The following is an 18,378-nucleotide window of genomic DNA, read 5'->3' as shown; positions in this document are numbered from 1 at the left end:
CAGCGTCGTCGCGGTGGAGCCGACCACACCGATCGGCCGGTCGAGGCGAATGCACGGATTTCAGGCAGCGAATGCGCTTTCGGCCTGCAACCGAACGGCCATGGCCGGACTTATTCCGGTACAAGTGCGGCCGAGCGTTCCCGGCGAGAATCGATCGAATATTGCGCGTGGCCGGGCGGTACGCGCGGGCAGGATGTCATGACCGTCAAAAGCCGTCTCGCGGTCCTCCTGACCGGCACGCTTCTATCGGGCTTCGCGGCATCGACGGCCATCGCCGCTCCCGCGCAGGTCGACCGCAACCCGACGAAAGTGGCGGATGCCGTGCAGGCTCAGCCTGCGACGGCAGTGGACGACGAAGATTCCGCGACCTGCAGCAAGTCGCGCAAACGCCTCTGGGTGGAAGGTGAGGGCTGGATCGTCCGCCGGATCACGATCTGCCGCTGAAATAGTGGACCGGAACGGATTTCACGCCCTCGGCGGATTTCCTTCCCGCCGGCACACGGCCTCAACCGTCAATTTCCTCGGGATCGAGGCCGGTGTCAGCATTCTGCACCGCTGGCCGGGTGAGGGCGGACGGAACGAGCCTGCAGCCGGTGCGATTGGTGTCGCATCGACTCGGGAGTTTGATCTGATGCGTGCAGCCCTCTACGGCCTCGGCCTTGCCGCGCTGATATCCGCCGGCACCGTCTCCGGCGCGCTGGCAGGCGAGCGCTTCGGCTATGACGGGTATCCCGGCGGATACGGGTTCGCGAACGAGGCGATCGGCGGCGACTATATCGGCGCTCCCCTCACGCGCTTTCCCCGTCCGAGCGAATTGGTCCCGCCGGCCTGGGGCTACGGCACCTACGGCGTGCCGACGGTGACCGGGATCCGCCAGGCCCCGACCGCGGCGCCGACCCTGACCGTGATCAATGCCGACGAGCCGGCGCCTCGGCGCAGGGGGATGGGGCCCCGGATCCTGTCGCGGGGTTCGGATCCGCGATGGGCGGACAACACGCGGGGCGCAGAGCCGGATCAGGGCGGAGTCCGCGTCATCTCGGTCACGGTGCCGCGCCGTTGAGGCAGGCCATCCATACGGTCCCGTATCCGCGCGGTGCGTACGGGCGCGTGTATCTGCGCCCGTACGCATTCGCGCATTGGGACAGTTCAGAACGGGTGCCTTAACCTTCTAGTTGCAGTTTCGATGCAACCTTGGATGCGGTCGGGGACGACTGACACAGGGTCTTTATGCACATCGCGATCGTCGATTCGAGCCGCGTCGTCTTGAAGCTCGTGGCTGGGCTCCTCGAACCGCGCGGCCATGTTCTCGAACTGTTCACGGATTCTTCCGCAGCGCTGGACTACATCGCCTCGCATCCGTCCATCACTGCGCTGATTACGAGCCTCGAGGTCCGTCCGATCAGCGGCCTGGAGTTGTGCTGGTCCGCACGCCTGCTCGGCGATGCGAGCCGGCCGCTCTCGATCATCGTGATGTCGTCAACGCGCTGCACGCATACGTTGGCCGAGGCACTCGACAGCGGCGCCGACGACTTCATCGAGAAACCGCCGAGCGCCGAGGAGCTGCATGCCCGCCTGCGGGCGGCCGAGCGGCTCACCACCGTGCAAAGCGCCTTGATCCGGCTGGCGGAGACGGACCCGCTGACCGGGCTGATGAACCGTCGCGCCTTCATGGCCCGGGCGCAGGATGCCGTGGCGCATGCCGATGCTTCGGGCAGTCTCGCGGCGATCCTCCTCGACATCGACCATTTCAAGCGGATCAACGACGCCTACGGACACGATATCGGCGACGAGGCGATCAAGGCGGTGGCCTCGCTGATCTCCGGAAACGGCATCGCCGGACGGCTCGGCGGTGAGGAATTCGCATTGCTGCTGCCGGATCGCGATCTCGCCGAGGCCACGGTGATCGCCGAGCGCCTGCGCCGGCGCGCCGTCGCCGTGCGCGTCCCCGTGGAGGCGGGGCCGGCGAAACTCTCCTGCAGCTTCGGCGTGAGCGCCTGGCGCAGGGGCGACACCGTCGACGGCCTGCTCAAGCGTGCCGACGTCGCCCTGTACGAAGCGAAGGCGACGGGACGCGACCGCGTCGTCGCCTCGGACGGCGGCATGCCTCTCAGCAAAGCCTGCTGAGACGGACTGGAACGCATTTCGCTAACCATTAAGAAATCTTAACAAGCAATCGTATATCCTGTCTCGGATCAGGACAGGATTGATCTCGGCATCTCCGAGTCGTCACGAAATCGAACCACTTTTACCCATTCGACCCCTGGAACGACTCTTGTTCTGAATACCCCCGACACGGCCGCGATGTGCTGCGGTGGGACGCGCAAGGGGGAATGCGGCATGAGTTACGCCGTCGGAGTATTGATCGTCGACGAGCCGCCCGGGCTCGATCCGAACTTCCGGGCCACGCTTGAGCATACTCCAGCGCTGCGCACGATCGGCGAGGAAGATCTCGGCCGGGGCGAGACGGACACGGTCGTCGCCCTCGTCTGCGTCCGTGCCGCGCTGCCGGAGGCGGCCTGCGAGCGGATCGCGTCGCTCCGCGACAACTACCCCGCCCTGCGCATCCTCGTCCTCTTCCAGTCCCTCGGCTCGGACGACCTGCGCCGCCTGCTCGCGGCCGGCGCGGACGCCTTCGTCGGGCGCGGAACGCCGGTGCGCGACGTCTGCAGCGTCATCCTCGGCCTCGCCGGCGCCACGGCGGAGATCGGGACGGCAGAGATCGGCCTGGACACGCGCGACCACGTCCTGATGGCCGCTCCCGAGACCCTGTCCCTGACGCCCCGCGAGGCGGAGGTTCTACGCTTCCTCAGCGCCGGGTTCTCGAACAAGGAGGTGGCGCGGCGCCTGTCGCTGTCCGTGCGCACCGTCGAGACGCACCGGCTCAATCTGCGCCGCAAGACTCAGACGGGACGCCTCAAGGATCTCGTGATGCTTGCCCGCCAGCTCGGCCTCGATCCGGTTGTCGACGTCGATCCGCCGCGCCGGGTCGCCTCACATTGAGACGGCAGCGGACAGCCTATCTGGCCAGCTTCGACAGTTTGAGCGCGACGGCGCCGTCGGCACGTTCGGGTTCCCCGGCCTCGCCATCCGTCAGTATCGGGCGGGCGGCGACGGCGTAATCGCCCCGCCGCCGTCCCGTCGGATCCTCGAACACGCCGGCCCAGAGGCCGTTCCGTCTGGCCCAAGCCTGCGTCTCGTCCGTGAAATACGTGGTGTCGACGAAGCGGTCGGACACCGCGAGCCCCGACGCCACCATCCAGGCGTTCAGGTCGTCGCCGCCCAAGCGGCAGATCGCCAGCGTACGATGGGACGGGTCGAGACCGCGCGTCTCGCAAGCGATGACGGCCTCGCCGATATGCTCGGACAGCGCACGCGCAGCCTGCCGGCCGCACGGCACGATCCGGCCGCCCTTGCCCTGGCAGGTCTGGCCGAGGCCCGGAGCCGCGACGCCTGCGAGGCCGACGACGGTGCCGCGCACGCGCAACGTGTCGCCGTCGATCACGGTTGCACGGCCGGTCAGCGTCTCGCCGGCTCGCGCGCTGCCGCTCAGGAGGGCGATCGCAGCCAATCCGAAAGCCGCGTGTCTCATGGGACCTCTCGTCGTCGGACCCCGCACCGACGGTGCCGGGGACTCGCCACAGCCAAGAGCAAAGCAATTAACGATCCAGCATAGCCGGCAACGGTCCGAAGCCGGCCGGGCGGCAGCGCGGGGTTCCGTCCCCCTTAGAGCGCTTTCCGACCAAGTGGGTGCCGGTTTGTCGAAAGAAGGCGCGTCACAACAAGGCTTAGAGGCGCCGGCCCGATGCAATCGGGTCGGGTACGGCTCTAGGCAGCGCGCCGGCTCTTCGCCGAGGGCGGTTTCGCCCGCGAGGCGCCCTTGCGGGCCACGTTCGCCCGAGTCCCGCGCGGCGCAGCTTCCTGAAGCCGGTTGCGGAGCAGGCTGAGCACGGCGGCCTCCTCGGGCTTCAGCCGGTCGAGGTCTTCCGCCAGTTCGTCCTCGACCGCCTCCTTGACCTGCAGCAGCAGCGCACCTTCGAGGTAGCAGTCGACGACCTGCGGATGGATGTAGCATTTCCGGCAGATCGTCGGCGTGTTGCCCAGCCGGCTCGCGACGGATTCGATGGCGTCGCGCACGTTGCGCTTGGCCTTGGCCTCGCTGTCGAAGCTCTCAAATTCCTTCAGCGCCAGCGCCGCCAGCACCGTGCCGGCCCAGGTCCGGAAATCCTTGGCGGTAAAATCCTGGCCCGTGATCTCGCGCAGGTAGGCGTTGACGTCCGACGAAGTCACGTCGCGGCGCGCGCCGTCTTCGTCGAGATACTGGAACAGCTCCTGGCCCGGCAGGTCCTGGCAGGCCTTGACGATCTTGGCGACGCGCCGGTCGCGGATCGAGAGGTTCCACTCCTTGCCGCTCTTGCCCTTGAAGCGGAAGGTCAGCTCGGCCCCGGAGATCTTCACGTGCCGGTCGCGCAGCGTAGAGAGGCCGTAGCTCTTGTTCGAGCGGGCGTAATCGTCGTTGCCGACGCGGATCAGGGTACTTTCGAGGAGGTGCACCACCGTCGCCAGCACCTTCTCGCGGCTCAACCCGCGCTTGCCCATATCGGCGTCGATGCGGGCGCGGATGCCGGGCAGTGCGTCGGCGAAGCTCATGATGCGCTCGAATTTCGTCGTCTCGCGCGCCTGCCGGAACTCGGGATGGTAGCGGTACTGCTTGCGCCCCTTGGCGTCGCGCCCCGTCGCCTGGATATGGCCGTTGGCATGGCGGCAGATCCAGACGTCGGTATAGGCCGGAGGGATCGCGAGTTTCCTGATCCGGGCGATCAGCACTTTGTCACGGATCGTGGTGCCGTCGGCATCCTGGAAGGAAAAGCCCGTGCCGCTGCGCCTGCGCGTCAGGCCCGGCTTCGAATCGTCGACGTAGCGCAGGCCGGCCTCGATTGCGGCCTCGCGCGGATCGACGGTTCCGGTGTCCTCGCAGGCTGACATGCTGGCTTTCTCACGCGACGCGAGGGCTCAACCGGCAGCGAACGGGGCGTGTTCCGGCATCCCGTGCCGCACCTGACGAGGCCGTGCTACATCCCGCCGCGATGAACGCCCCGATACCGCAAAGGAAGACCCTCGCCTTCGTCGTGACGGAGGACTGGTTCTTCGCCTCGCATTTCCTGCCGATGGCGCGCGCGGCCGTGGCGATGGGCCTGTCGGTGGCGGTGATCACGCGGGTGCGCGCCCACAGGGCCGTCATCGAGGCGGCCGGCGCGCGGGTGATCGAACTGGAGGCCGAGCGCTCCAGCCTCAACCCGATGGCGGCGGGCTACGCCGCCGGGCAACTCGCGGCGATCCTGAAGGCCTTGAAGGCGGACATCGTCCATTGCATCGCGCTGCGCGGTATCCTCGTCGGCGGCACGGCGGCGGCGATGACGGGCATTCCCGACCGCGTCTACGCGCTCACCGGCCTCGGCCTCCTCGGCGCCCGCGAGGACCGCACCGGCAAGCTCGCGCGGCTCGCCCTGAAGGGCCTGATCCGCGGGCCGCTGGCGAGCCGGCGCACCCGCTACCTGTTCGAGAACGCGGACGATGCCCGCGCACTCGGGCTCGATCCGTCCGACACCGCCGTGACCATCGTCGGCGGCGCCGGCGTCGACCCGGATGCCTTCGTGCCGCGCCCGCTGCCGCCCCCGCCGCCGCTCGAGGTTGCGATCGTGGCGCGGATGCTGTGGTCGAAGGGCATCGACGTCGCGGTCGAGGCCGTGCGGCTGGCGCGAGGGCAGGGGGCCGCGGTCGCGCTCTCGCTCTACGGCGCGCCCGACGCCTCCAACCGCCGCGCCATCCCCGAGGCGACTTTGCGGGCGTGGAGCCGCGACGGTGTCACCTGGCACGGGCCGACGCGCGACGTCGCAGGCGTGTTTGCCGCCCACCACGTCGGCTGCCTGCCCTCGCGTGGCGGCGAGGGTCTGCCGCGCACGCTCCTGGAAGCGGCTTCCAGCGGCCGGGCGATCCTCACCAGTGACGTGCCGGGCTGCCGCGACCTCGTCCGCGACGGCGTCGAGGGACTGCTGGTGCCGCCGGGCGATGCGCAGGCGCTCGCTGCGGCGCTGATGCGGCTTGCCGGAGACCCGGCGCTGGTCGAGCGGATGGGCGAGGCGGCCCGCGCCCGCATCCTGCAGGGCGGCTACACGGAGGCGGCCATCGGCAGCGCGGTTGCCGGGATCTATTCGGAATTGCTCTCCCCGTGACGCCCTCCCGCGATCCTCTCGGCTTCATCCGCGCCAACACCCGCCTCAGGCCGGTGCCCTACGCGCCAGAGATCCGGCTGCACGTCGCCGACGAGGCGACCGAGCTCTGGCAGAAGACCGAGGACGAACTGGAAGAGATCGGCCTGCCGCCCCCGTTCTGGGCCTTCGCCTGGGCCGGTGGACAGGCGCTCGCGCGCTACATCCTCGACCATCCCGAGACGGTTGCGGGCAAGCGCCTGCTCGACTTCGCCTCCGGCTCCGGCCTCGTCGCCATCGCCGCCGCGAAGGCCGGGGCGGCGCATGTGCTGGCGAGCGACCTCGACGCCTTCGCCCTCGCCGCAATCCCCCTCAACGCCGCCGAGAACGGCGTCGCCGACCGGATCACCGCGACGGGCGACGACCTGATCGGCCGCGTCGGCCCGTTCGACGGCGTCCTCGCCGCCGACATCTTCTACGAGCGCGACCTCGCCGGTGCCGTGGGGGCGTGGCTCGACGGCCTGCAGGCGCAGGGCACCCTGGTTCTCATCGGCGATCCCGGCCGCTCCTACCTGCCCCGCGACCGGCTGGAGGCGATCGCGACCTACGCGGTGCCGGTGACGCGCTCGCTGGAGGATGCCGAGATCAAACAGTCGAGCGTGTGGCGGTTCCGGTGAGGTCGCGGCACGGGGCCGATAGGGCGATCCTCCGACGCCGGGCGACGGCCGATCACCAAGCATCGGGAAGATCGGGCGTCCCACTCTGCGGCATGGGAAAACCCGGTGCGCACTCTTCTCAGGTATGGGTATCGGGCTTACCCTGCCGACACTGGTAAACGCCGCGCCAGGGAGGTTTCATTCCATGTCTCGTCTGATTCTCGCCGCCTCGATCCTCGCCATGACCTGTGCAGCGAGCGGGCCGGCCTCGGCCCTCTCCGCGAGCGAGTGTTCCGTCAAGTACCAGGCCGCCAAGAAGGACGGCTCGCTCGGCGCCACGAAGTGGAACGACTTCCGCAAGGCCCAGTGCGGCGCCGACGCGCAACCGGCCGCGGCGACCACGACCACGGCCCCCGCACCCGCCCCGACGGAGGCGGCCAAGCCCGCTCCGACCCAGACCGCCGCCAAGCCCGAACCGACCGCGAAGCCGACGACCCCGGCGGCCTCCGGCTCCGCGGTCTTCCCGAGCAAGATCGACCCGAAATACGCCAGCGAATCCGCCGGCAAGCAGCGTCAGAAGACCTGCCTCGACCAGTACAACGTCAACAAGGCCAACGGCGGCAACGGCGGCCTGAACTGGATCATGAAGGGCGGCGGATATTACTCGGAGTGCAACAAGCGGCTGAAGGTCTGACCAGCCGCGCCGGGCCCGGGCCGATCAGGCTCGGGTCTCCGACAGGGTGATTGCCTCAGCGGAGCGAGACGCGGCGGCACCCTGCCGCGCCCTGCGTATGAGAGCCGTTTGGAGCGGGTACCGGGAATCGAACCCGGGTATTCAGCTTGGAAGGCTGATGTTTTCATATCTGTGATGTCTGTGATGGTGCAACTCGCAGATATTACTGGAAAAATTCGCTCCTCCATCTCATAGTTCGCATGCGCCTCGTGTGAGACGGCGTGTGAGACGAAACATGGCGAAGCCAATCCCGTTCGATACCATCGCCAAGCGGGCTCGGCTGGCAACAAGCAGAAATCCCTACTGGCACGGCGTCTCGGGCGGACGCGGCGGTGTTTCGCTCGGTTACCGGAAGCCCCGACGCGGGTCAGGCGCTTGGGTCGTCAAGCTTGTCATAGACGGCAAGCGGATAGAGGAGAGATTAGCACCTGCCGACGATGCAGACGCCGAAGACGGGGCCCTAACTTTCCCAGCCGCCGTGACCGCGGCGCTCGCCTGGGCAAGGTCGCGAGTTCGCGCATTGGAGGACGAAAGCTTCGGCGAGCGGGCAGCCGTAGCTACCGTCGCGCAGGCGCTAGAAGCCTATACCGTCGTCCATGCTGCCCGGATCGGGGCGCCTAAGAGCTACATGGCCGGGACGTTTCGAAACCATGTGGCCCCGCATCGGACGTTCGCGGATTGCCGGCTGGATCGTCTGACGACGTCAAAGATTCATGTCTGGAGGGCCGCCTTTACGGCCAGGGCGGCAGAGGTTCGAGGCGAACCGCTAACGGCACGAACGATTAATTCGGTCCTGTCTCAGGTTCGTGCCGCCCTGAACCACGCGGTCGACATTCACCGGGCTAGCCTTCCCCCGACCATTGCCGCCGAGATCAAGCACGGGACGAAGGCCGTTCCGGGCGACCGCAATGCCCGAGACCATCAGATCCTGCCCGACTTCGAGATAAGACGTCTCGTCGAAGCGGCGTTCGCCATCGACGAAACAGGAGATTTCGGGCGATTGATTCTCATTCTGGCAGCAACGGGTGCCAGGATTTCACAGATCGCCCGATTGACTGTTTCGAACGTGCAGGTCGCACGCTCACGCATTCTGATGCCGCCAGCCAAGAAAGGGCGCCGTCCGAAAGACGGACCACCTGCGGCTATCCCCATTGGCGGCGACGTCGTTACGCGCCTCGAACCAATTTTAAACGGCCGTCGCGGACACGAACCGCTATTGCTGCACTGGCATCACGCCCGCACGGAAGGAGCCGCGCAATCGGGATGGGCGCGCGTGGATCGTCGCCCTTGGTCTTCATCGAGCGCCGCTCGACACGAATGGGAAGCGGCCGTGAAATACGCTGGGGCGCCGCCTGCGACGATCATGATGTGCTTCCGGCACAGCTCGATCGTGCGCGGCCTCGCTGTTGGCCTTCCTGTCCGTCTCGTCGCCGCGCTTCACGACACGTCGGTCGAAATGATTGAGGAGCATTATTCGGCTCACATCGTGGACGCGACGGAGGAGTTAGCGCGGCGGGCGATTACACCGCTGACATCGATCGCCGTGACGCCGTTGCGACCGGTCGCCGAGGCGGCGGCATGACCCAGCGGCCGCGGGCACGAACGAAGGTTACCAGGGGTGGGAGAATCCTGGGTCGTCCGCTGCGGAACACCGAACCGAGTTCAATCAAGGCCGGTCAGCCGGTGGTGAAGCGGCGTCTTACCGGTACAGCGCCTCCTCGTGCCGTGCCGGACGGGGATTCGTTCAAAGCCGCGCACGGCCCCCCGAAACCGATCTACGAATTTCGGGAAGGCGCCAATGGGCGGTGGGGTCAGACTTCGAGCGAAGAAACGATTTGGATCGTGCGGAGCCTCAACGGCCTGAATCAGCCTGGCTATGCCGCGAGGCTGGCAAGCGAGAATGGGCTCACGGCCGAGGCTGTTAAGAGGAAACTCACCCGTACCCGCGCCGAGATCAAAAGAGTGCACAGCAGCCAGACCGGAGGTTCGGGATCAATTAACAGACCATCAGACTTTCCACCTAAAACCGATACGGCTGAATAGGTTAGCGCCTGCTGATTCTCTCGGCTGACGTCGCCGTCTGTTCTCATGGTTATCTCTCGTCACATCGACAGGGGTGACGAATATGCAGACCACCAGACCTCAGGGAACGCGGCTTGCCGTCGAGTGCCGACCCGCAACTCCATCGGGCTCGCGATTAAAGGAGCGCCCAGCTGCCCAAGCTCGGATGCGCTGGCAGGATCGCCCGCACCAGCAACTCGCCGTGGCCAGCGAAATCGCGCAGGTCTCCGAAGCGGCGCTCTACAAGGCGGAGAAGGAAGGCGTTCTTACCTTCGTTCGTCTCGCCGGCCGCACTCTGGTCGACACGTCCAGCCTCATTGCTTTCATCGGCCGTGCCGAGCCGTGGAAGCCTTCCGACCGCGGCGCCGCCGCCCGTGCCAAGCGGGCTGAAGCGGCTCGCGCCGCGCTGAGCTGAACCCATGGGTGCTTCTTACCCACGTTCGCCGAGCATTGCGGGTACTGCGCCACCCGGCTCCCGTCTTGCTCAATACGCCGGGCACTTCGAATCCGGCGGCGAGCCCGAACCTCCGTGGCAGAGCACAAGCCCCGAGATCCGCCCTGTCTTGGCGCTAAACGCCATACAAAAGGAGCCGCGTCTGTGGATGCACTCGTTCGAGTTCGTTCGAGCCTGCATCGTCGTTCCCGTGTTCGAAAAAATGGGGATGCCTAAGGGCCCAAGACCCGCCTGGTTAGAGACACTGCTCGACGACGAAGCGGAGTTGTTGCGCTTTCAGGATCCCGACGACGGCAGGGCTCATCCAGGCCGAAAGCCTGGGAGGCCGAGAGAACACGGTTGGCCCTTGAACGTCATCTGGGCTGCGTATGCCGACGAAGTGACCCGGGCCGGACCCGGCGCGCGGGATAACAGCGTTCACGAAGCTGTGGCGCGTCGGTTGGGCCCAGGAGTCAGCCGGCATCAGGTCCGTAACGCCGGCAAGGCATTCCGCAGAAGGCTCGGCAGTGCCGATCCCGAATGGCGCGATCTCATCCTACTCGCGACAAACCATTTGATCGTGGTCATGCGGGAGTTCGACCGCACCTCCCCAAGACGCCCTCGGCGCGTGTCTAAACCTGCGGCGTGAGCTTGCTGTTATTGAACACGCAGAACGCCCAGCTTCGGCTCGACCCATGAGGACGTGCTTTGCCGACACATCTCCGACCGCTGCCTTCCTGGCAGCACCATGATCTTGTGACGCTTGCTGAGGCCGCGCGGATCGCCGGGCGGTCCTACTCTTGGGCTCGAGACTGTGCGGTCGACGGTCGGCTCCAGGTCGAGCCTGCGGAAGGCACCGGTCCTATCCTCGTCACCGTGACGAGCCTGAAAGACGTCCTTAGCGCCTTGGCTGAGGCGACTGTCGCTCGGAAGCGGGCGGTCCGACGCGGCGCACATCTGCACCTCGTCATCGACAACACTCATTAACGGAGTCGGCCAGACACCTTTTGCAGAGGTGCCTGGCCGGGAGACCTTTCATGACTTTCCGGAATATAGACGAATCGCCGTCGCCAAACAACTTCGGCGAAATCTTGAGCGCACAGCTCGCCGGGGCGCTTAACAATGTGAATGGACATGCTCGTCCAATCGATGCCGGTGTTGTCGCTTCGCCGTTCACAAATGCTGTCGATCCATGGGTTGCTGCAGGTCTTGCAGAGGCCCTTTTGCCGGTCATGCCTCCAAATGCTGTCACGGCACCGCGCTTGGCAGAAAATCGCGGGAAAGTTCCGGGAAGGTACGAGGGGTCGAACCGGTGGCATGGCTATCTGGGTTGGCCGCGGCACAGAACCACGACGCAGGACGTGACCCGTTGGCGCGCCTGGCCGAATGCCGGGCTCTGCATCAGGACCGAGGTGCTGCCGGCGCTCGACATCGACGTCGAGGCGCCGGGACTGGCTGCCGTTCTCGACGGATTGGTCAGGCACCGAGTCGGCAGAGGGGTCCTCGTCCGCACGAGAGGCTCGTCCCCCCGCCGGGCCTTCCTGTTTCGTGTCGATGGATCGGTCTGGAAGCGCCGCCTTGCGTTCCGCCTGCCTAGTGACGATCGCGATCACGGTATCGACCTGTTGGGTGTCGGCCAGCAGCTCGTGATCGCCGGCAAACATCCGAGCGGAACGGACTATGGCCTCGAGGCTCCCGGGCTGGCCGGCCGGAAGTTTACCGACCTTCCCTGCCTGACACTCGCCGCACTCGATGCGCTCTGGGAAGAGATCTTGTCGGCGGTAACATCCGCTGGTGGCCAGGTCATACAGAACAAGAATGCGTCGCGCAGATCGACGTCGCAGGATCTGCCGCTCGGTCCGGCGCAAACGGTCATGCGCGAAATCGCGCGTCGACGAGACCGGTGGGTACCGGCTCTCCTCGACTGCTCTCAGGGGCAACCGGATCGAGAGTGGCGCATCAGTGGCGAGATGCTCTTCCGGGAGGGTCTCCAGGAAGACTTGGTCATCTACCCGGACGGCTTCTACGATTTCGGCACCGAGCGAGCGCACGACCCGATCACACTCGTCTGCGAGTTCGGGGCTGTCGAAGCCGACGGAAGCATCTCGTTCGGTGGCAGCCCTGAGTACGGAGACAGCTGCGATCAACCCTATGCCGTCATCGGCGAGCTCGACACGTCCGTTCGTCGACCGACCGAAGGCGAAGCACTCGCGTGGCTGATGAACAGGCTGGGCGGACCGCCACTTGAACGCGATTGCACGCGAGCCTCGGCGCTACCTATGCTCGCGACAGCGGTTGGTCAGGACTGGCAGCGACTTCACCAGGGGGCGGAGCGCCACTTCGATCCTGTAGCCGCTGCTAAGGCAACAACTCTCGAGGCCCCGTCCGCCCTTGGTACGGCGAGGTTGCCGCGCGGTCTGCTGACAGTCACCGGTCCGCTAGACCCGACAACCATACCTACTCGCCGGTGGGTAGTAGAGCCGCGGCTGCCCCTGGGAGACGCCGCACAATGCATTGGTGAGCCCGGCGTTTCGAAGTCCACCCTTGCATTTCGTGATGCCCTAGCCGTCGCAACGGGAGACGAAAGCATTCTTCGGGGCGAACCGGCCGTCGGGCACGAGCGCCTTCACCTAACCGGACCGGTGATCATCTACAACGCTGAAGATCGGCAAGAAGAGATGCAGCGGCGCCTGGCCGCCGCCATGAAGCACTATGGCATAACTGCGTTGAAGCACCCCATCCACCTGTGGTCGGGTCTCGATGAGCCGCTGTATTACATGGAACGGACGGGAACAAACGCGGCGCCAAAACGCGCTTCCGGCGCGGACGTTTTGTGCGCTCTGATCAATAAGACTGGCGCTGTCTTCGTGGTTCTCGATCCGATGGTCAGCCTCGGACGTGGTCTCGTCGAGAACAGCACCGACGACGGCAACGCCATGTCGCAGGAGATCACCAGCGACGCCAACCGGCTCAACGTCTCGATCATGGTGATCCACCATACGTCCAAGACGACGCGAAATGCGGCGGGCGATATGGGCGCAGGCCGGGGTGCCTTTTCCGTGGCCGGCAAGATGCGAAGCATTTTTACGCTGACGAATGTCGACCCTGCGGAAGCGGCCAAGTGGGGGTACGAAGAGCCGAACGGTCTCGTAAGCCTCGACTACGCGAAGACCAGCCACGGAGTGAAGCCGTCGGTACCGACACTTCTCAGACGTATGTCAGTTCAGGTTGGAAACGGGGACACCAGCGCAGTCGGATCGGCCGGAGAGCTTTTCGACGGTACGCCTGCCCAGATGCTTCGAAGGTCGGGCGACACGGCTCCTGTCCTTCAGGTCGTCGGCTTGGGCGGAGATCGTCGGGCTGGTGCTCGGGCGCCCTCTGTTGATGCTCGAGCAAAGCGGGTTGCTGTCGCCGAGGCTTGCGTACGAGCACTCCGTGGAAAGAGCGACGCGCTGCTATCCGGTATTTGGGCGGATGTTTCTGCCGAACTGGCGGAGGCAGGGGTGACTACGTCCCGAACCCGCCAGCACGTCACGGAACTCGTGAAAGGCTCTCTTGGATCGCAAGGGGTGCAGGTTCGCGAGGACGGACAAAATGTCGTTGTTCGCGTTTTCCAGGACGGCGTCGGCCCTAAAGCGCCGTGGCGTATGTCAGTTTCAGAGACAAAAACGCTCGGCAATGAAGGTGATCAAGGTCATGCAGATCCTGGCATATTTGCATGACCTTGATCGTTGAAATCATTGAGAAATTAGCGCTGCGCAGTTCGATCAAGGTCATACAGATCGTAAACCAAATCTGCATGGGCAAAAAGCTCAATGATTTCAACGATCAAGGTCATGCAGATTTTCCTCTCCTACGGAGAGAGGGAGACGCTTTGATGCGTCCTCCCTCCGTAGGCGTAGTGGGCGCGGCTAAGCCCCCACTGGGCCATACCTTACGCTACCGATTGAAGGACTAGCCCCCGATGGTCTCACGTTACGGAGGAGTTCGCGGAGGAACGCCCGCACAACGCCGATGGTGGGCGTCGGATAGATTCCGGGAGGTTGTTCTACGGCAGGCCAGATTGAACCTGTCCCGGTTCGCCGAAGGCCCAAGGTGCGGTGCCAAGTGCAGGACCAGCGGTGAGCCCTGCCGCAATCACGCAATGGCGAACGGCCGGTGCCGCTTACACGGCGGCAAGACGCCGAAGAAGGACGGCTGGCATCAACCTCAATGGCCTGAGCGGAACAGCGCTGACGCAATGGGCAAGGTTCATCGCAAGCTCAAGGACCGCGAGCGCCAGGCCCGCAAGCGAGCCACACGCCTGGCTGAGATGACGCCCGAACGGCGGAAGGCCCACGAGGATTGGCATCGAGCACGTAAACCAGGACCGGCCGCGCAGCGGGCACGAGCGCGTGCGGATCGCAAGCAAGCTGCCGCCGTTCGCAAATTCGTCCTCGAGACAGAGGCGCGGGAAGCAGCTGAGCGGGAGGTTGCCCAAACTGCGCGTGAGCAAACCTGCGGAGGTGATGCTGAACGCCGCGCATCCAGACACCTGTCCGATATGTCACCGCCGCTTGGAGATATCTTCGCATGACCAAGAAATCAGCGGATGGGACGCGGCGCGAACTCATCGAGAGGATTCGCACCGAGGGCGTCGAGGCCGCCTATGGTGCCGCTCTCGATGTATGTCGCGATAAGAAGGCGCCGGCACCGGCCCGCGCTACGGCTGCGACGACCATCTTCCGCGTGGCCGGTTATATGAGCGCGGCGGCGGAGGAGCCCGACAAGCCCCCGCACGAGATGACCGCCGCGGAGCTTCAGGCATTCATCAGGGCCGGCGAAGCCCGGATCGCAGATCTACAGGCTGTGACCGAGGAACAGGTCGACGAGGCAGGCCCGCAGACGGGCATCTACGCCTAGGCGGCTGTGATCGCCGAAATTATTATTATTGATCGGCCACCGGAGACAAAGCCGACGAACCGTACGGCGCGCGTCAATTCAATCAAGCGCTTACAGTAATCGTCCGTTTTGTCCGCCATTGTTTTTATACAAAACGGACGATTACTGTGGTTGCCAAGTAAATAATCATGAGGTACGCCTGTTTTGCGGCGGTCAGCCGCAATCGAGACGGAGCAGACAAGCCATGCAGATCTCGTCAAATCATAACAGCACCGTAATGCTGTCGCGCATGCCTATCGTCCGAGATATGGGCATGCCATCTTGTCAAATTACTGGAGAAGATTATCTTCTAGCAGAAGATGATGCGCCGGATGAGCTGACTTTAGAAGTTGTCTTCGACAAAGATATGACACTGCAATTTGTTCATGAAATGCTCTCTCCACGTATTCGAACGCTGCAAAACGCGTTCCCTCGCTTCGAGGCCGACGAAGATGAGGAGGGCTCGGGCTGGTTCCACACGGAGGTGGTAGGCAGTTCCGCCTATATCCGCGCCCTAGCTGAAGTAGCGAAACGGCTTGGCGCCCCTTGCAGAGCCAGCTGATCCACATCCCTCGCAACTGTCCGAAGGCGCGCTTTCACCGGCGCGCCTTTCGCATGTCAGGCTGCCCGCTTAGCAACCTTTGCGATTGTGGCCCGGCTGCATCCGATCGCGTTCTGCACCTGGGACCACGACATACCCTTGTCGAGCATGGTCGCGATGCTCTGGTTGCGCTGAGCGTCCTCAGGACGGCCTTTGTAGCGGCCCTCGGCCTTGGCCTTCGCCTGGCCCTCGGCTTGCCGTCTGCGCCGATCCTCGTAGTCCTTGCGCGCAACGGCAGCGAGCACGTCCAGCATCATTCCGTTGACGGCCTCGAACAGGCGGAGGGTGAAGGCGTCTGTCTTGGTCGTTGCCATCATCCACGACGTGGGTAGGTCCAGCGCCACGACGCGTACGCGACGGATGCTGAGCTCGGCCTTCAGCTTGTCCCAGTCGTCAGCCGTGAGACGGGACAGGCGGTCGACTTGCTCCACCAGCAGGATGTCACCGGGATGGGCATCCTTAAGGAGCCGGAACAGCTCGGGTCGGCTTAGCTTCGACCCGCTCTCGTTCTCGACGTACCAGCTCGCAACGTGCAGACCGTGCTCCGTCGCAAAGGCTTCGACGGCATCGCGAGCTCGGTTCGCATCCTGATCTGAGGTGCTGGCACGGAGATAGGCCCGAACGAACATCGTGAACCGCCATCGGTCTGCTTTGGATGGTTTATATTAGGGCGGTTCAGTTTGAATGGTCAAGCTTGTTTTCTGAACCCTCCGTGCGGCTGGTCCAGGAAGAGCATACCCAAACAGGACCGGCTCAATCGGCTGCTTTGGGTGAAGAGCGGTCTTTAATCCTTTACCCGAAAGCGGACATGCTGCTTCCGACCTAATCTTGCCATAGGAGCGTGACCGTCCGGTCCGTGTGTTCGCGCGTAGGCATGTCGCATTGGTCGAGGATCCTCATGCACCCTTTGACAGCAGTTGCTGCAGTTGCTGCACAGAGAACCGCTCGCCCGTCTTTCAGCCTCCGAGGATGAAGTTGCTCGCGGTTAGGCTCGGAGAGCCGCCTGCTTGCAACTGGAAGTCGGCCACGCTGTCGCCGTTCAGGTCGGCGCCGACGATCAGTGAGCCGCCTTGCGCGCCGGTGCCCTTCTGGTAGCGCAACTGCCCGGCCTGACCCGTGAAGGCGCCTGTGCCGATGAAGCTGAAGCCCTGGGTACCGGGTGCGTTCGTGTTCGCGTCGATCGCCGACAGATCGATGAGATCGCCATCCCCCGTGAGGAACTCGATGGCATCGAGAGCCCCGGCCGGACCAAAGTCGGCTACGCTCTGAAACACGTAGCGATCGGCACCAGCCCCGCCATAGATGGTGTCGGTGCCGGGGCCACCGGTCAGTAGGTCGTTGCCGGCTCCGCCTGAGACGTAGTCGTTGCCGGCCGCGCCATTGATGGTGTCGTTGCCGCCATTGCCGCGCAGCGTGTCATTGCCGGCGCCACCGACGATCACGTTGTCGGCCTCGGTGCCGTTGATGGTCAGCGGTGTCGTCGTGCCTGGCGTGGTGTTGTTGATGTTCGTGATCGTCACGCTGGCAGCGTCGTTGCCGGCCAGATCCTGGATGGCGCGGGGGTCGTTGCCGACAGACGGGTCGGTGTAGGTCAGGCTGACGGCTTGCCCGGCCGGCACCGCCGAGGCGAGCGTGAGCGTCACCGTCCGGTTCGCGCTGTTGACGATCACACCGCTCACACCGACCGCGTTGCCGCCGGCGGTGACGGCGAAGGCACTCGGCAGCGGTGTGTTGCTGGCGTCCAGCGCCTCGCCGTAGGTCAGCACCAGGCTCGTGCCGTTCACGCTTGCCGTCTGGTACACCGGCGGTGTCGTGTCGCCGGCTGGCGGGGTCGTATTGGGCACGCTCATCGCCCCCAAGCTGGCTGCATCGTTGCCGGCGAGATCCTGGATCGCGAGGATGTCGTTGCCGGCGGTCGGATCGGTATAGGCCACCGTCACCGACTGGCTGGCCGTCACGGCGGACGCCAACGTCAGGCTGACCGTGTGGGCGGCGCTGTTCACACTGGCGCTGCTGACAGCGACGAGATTGCCGCCGACCCTGACCGCGAAGGCGCCCGGTGCAGGCGGGTTCGCGCTGTCGAGGGCCTCGTTGTAGGTCAGAACCAAGGTAGCGCCGTTCACGTTCGCCGACTGGTACACGGGCGGTGTGGTGTCGCTCGGCGCAGTGACGGTGTTGACGCTGAAGCTGAGGGTGCCCGCCCCGCCGGTGTTGCCAGCCACGTCGGTGTAGCTGCCTGCCGCGACCGCGACGCTGCCCTGGCCGGTGACGTTCGACGTTGGCGTGAACACGGCCGTGTAGATCGAGGTGTTGACCGACGTGAAGGCGCTCAACTGACCGTTGATTGGCGTGATGTCGTTTTGGCTGAAGCCCGCCACCGGCTCGCTGAAGCTGAAGGTCAGGGTCGCAGTTTCGCCAGCGGTGAGCTGCGCATCGTTCGTGGTGATGCTCAGCGTCGGCGGTGTGGTGTCGCTGCCGCCACCGCCCCCTCCGAGGATGAAGTTGCTCGCGCTCAGGATTGAAGAGCCGCCGGCGAGGAACTGGAAGTCGGCCAGGCTGTCGCCGTTCAGGTCGGCGCTGATGACCAGCGTGCCGTTCTGCGCCCCCGTACCCTTCTGGTAGCGCAACTGCCCAGCCTGACCCGTGAAGGCGCCTGTGCCGATGAAGCTGAAGCCCTGGGTACCGGGTGCGTTCGTGTTCGCGTCGATCGCCGACAGATCGATGAGATCGCCATCCCCCGTGAGGAACTCGATGGCATCGAGAGCCCC

16 protein-coding genes are annotated in these 18,378 nt (G+C 65.1%); 12 read left to right on the top strand and 4 right to left on the bottom strand.

The window, feature by feature from the left end:
• Window positions 1-198 precede the first annotated feature (198 nt).
• The 4 genes from FV217_RS03910 to FV217_RS03895 all read left to right on the top strand — a co-directional run bounded on the left by FV217_RS03910 (window position 199) and on the right by FV217_RS03895 (window position 3,000).
• Window positions 199-444 (top strand): hypothetical protein, encoded by a 246-nt coding sequence (locus FV217_RS03910; protein ID WP_147814683.1) that lies wholly within the window; start codon window positions 199-201, stop codon window positions 442-444.
• A gap of 187 nt (window positions 445-631) precedes the next feature.
• Window positions 632-1,060, top strand: coding sequence for a hypothetical protein (locus FV217_RS03905; RefSeq protein WP_147814498.1), 429 nt, complete (start codon window positions 632-634; stop codon window positions 1,058-1,060).
• Window positions 1,061-1,227: 167 nt separating this feature from the next.
• The gene (locus FV217_RS03900; RefSeq protein ID WP_147814497.1) at window positions 1,228-2,124 is read left to right on the top strand and encodes a diguanylate cyclase; all 897 of its coding nucleotides are present in this window, start codon (window positions 1,228-1,230) and stop codon (window positions 2,122-2,124) included.
• A 213-nt stretch (window positions 2,125-2,337) separates the two neighbouring features.
• Window positions 2,338-3,000 carry a response regulator transcription factor gene (locus tag FV217_RS03895; RefSeq protein ID WP_147814496.1) on the top strand — a complete coding sequence of 221 codons (663 nt, stop codon included), beginning with the start codon at window positions 2,338-2,340 and terminating at the stop codon, window positions 2,998-3,000.
• 16 nt (window positions 3,001-3,016) lie between these two features.
• Here FV217_RS03895 and FV217_RS03890 read toward each other — a convergent pair whose 3' ends face one another.
• Both FV217_RS03890 and FV217_RS03885 read right to left on the bottom strand, forming a co-directional pair.
• A complete protein-coding gene (locus FV217_RS03890) occupies window positions 3,017-3,589 on the bottom strand; it encodes a thermonuclease family protein (protein WP_147814495.1) in 573 nt (190 codons plus the stop codon).
• Window positions 3,590-3,825: 236 nt separating this feature from the next.
• Complete coding sequence (locus FV217_RS03885) at window positions 3,826-4,983, bottom strand: DNA topoisomerase IB (RefSeq protein WP_147814494.1); 1,158 nt, start codon at window positions 4,981-4,983, stop codon at window positions 3,826-3,828.
• Window positions 4,984-5,084: 101 nt separating this feature from the next.
• Here FV217_RS03885 and FV217_RS03880 point away from each other — a divergent pair, with 101 nt between their 5' ends.
• The 8 genes from FV217_RS03880 to FV217_RS03840 all read left to right on the top strand — a co-directional run bounded on the left by FV217_RS03880 (window position 5,085) and on the right by FV217_RS03840 (window position 15,571).
• On the top strand, window positions 5,085-6,230 hold the full coding sequence (locus FV217_RS03880) for a glycosyltransferase family 4 protein (protein WP_147814681.1): 1,146 nt from the start codon (window positions 5,085-5,087) through the stop codon (window positions 6,228-6,230).
• Window positions 6,227-6,883 carry a methyltransferase gene (locus FV217_RS03875; protein ID WP_147814493.1) on the top strand — a complete coding sequence of 219 codons (657 nt, stop codon included), beginning with the start codon at window positions 6,227-6,229 and terminating at the stop codon, window positions 6,881-6,883. Before FV217_RS03880 ends, FV217_RS03875 begins: the two co-directional genes overlap by 4 nt.
• Before the next feature lie 184 nt (window positions 6,884-7,067).
• Window positions 7,068-7,556 carry a hypothetical protein gene (locus tag FV217_RS03870; protein ID WP_147814492.1) on the top strand — a complete coding sequence of 163 codons (489 nt, stop codon included), beginning with the start codon at window positions 7,068-7,070 and terminating at the stop codon, window positions 7,554-7,556.
• Window positions 7,557-7,830: 274 nt separating this feature from the next.
• Entirely contained in the window at window positions 7,831-9,177 is a 1,347-nt protein-coding gene (locus tag FV217_RS03865) for a site-specific integrase (RefSeq protein ID WP_147814491.1), read from the top strand.
• A 645-nt stretch (window positions 9,178-9,822) separates the two neighbouring features.
• Entirely contained in the window at window positions 9,823-10,071 is a 249-nt protein-coding gene (locus FV217_RS03860) for a hypothetical protein (RefSeq protein ID WP_147814490.1), read from the top strand.
• 1,055 nt (window positions 10,072-11,126) lie between these two features.
• The gene (locus tag FV217_RS03855) at window positions 11,127-13,811 is read left to right on the top strand and encodes an AAA family ATPase (protein ID WP_147814489.1); all 2,685 of its coding nucleotides are present in this window, start codon (window positions 11,127-11,129) and stop codon (window positions 13,809-13,811) included.
• Between the two features lie 850 nt (window positions 13,812-14,661).
• Window positions 14,662-14,991, top strand: a complete 330-nt coding sequence (locus tag FV217_RS03845; protein ID WP_187272420.1) for a hypothetical protein — start codon at window positions 14,662-14,664, stop codon at window positions 14,989-14,991.
• A 223-nt stretch (window positions 14,992-15,214) separates the two neighbouring features.
• Window positions 15,215-15,571, top strand: a complete 357-nt coding sequence (locus FV217_RS03840) for a hypothetical protein (protein ID WP_147814485.1) — start codon at window positions 15,215-15,217, stop codon at window positions 15,569-15,571.
• Window positions 15,572-15,627: 56 nt separating this feature from the next.
• On the opposite strand, the gene FV217_RS03835 is transcribed toward FV217_RS03840, so the two are convergent.
• Entirely contained in the window at window positions 15,628-16,239 is a 612-nt protein-coding gene (locus tag FV217_RS03835) for a recombinase family protein (RefSeq protein WP_147814483.1), read from the bottom strand.
• A 327-nt stretch (window positions 16,240-16,566) separates the two neighbouring features.
• On the bottom strand, window positions 16,567-18,378 hold a 1,812-nt coding region (locus FV217_RS03830; protein WP_246682714.1), incomplete at its 5' end, for a SwmB domain-containing protein.

Origin of the sequence: Methylobacterium sp. WL9 (assembly GCF_008040035.1) — a bacterium.
Classification (GTDB): Bacteria; Pseudomonadota; Alphaproteobacteria; order Rhizobiales; family Beijerinckiaceae; genus Methylobacterium; species Methylobacterium thuringiense.
The sequence above is the reverse complement of the archived record's forward strand: the minus strand, read 5'-3'. Positions and strand labels throughout refer to the sequence as shown.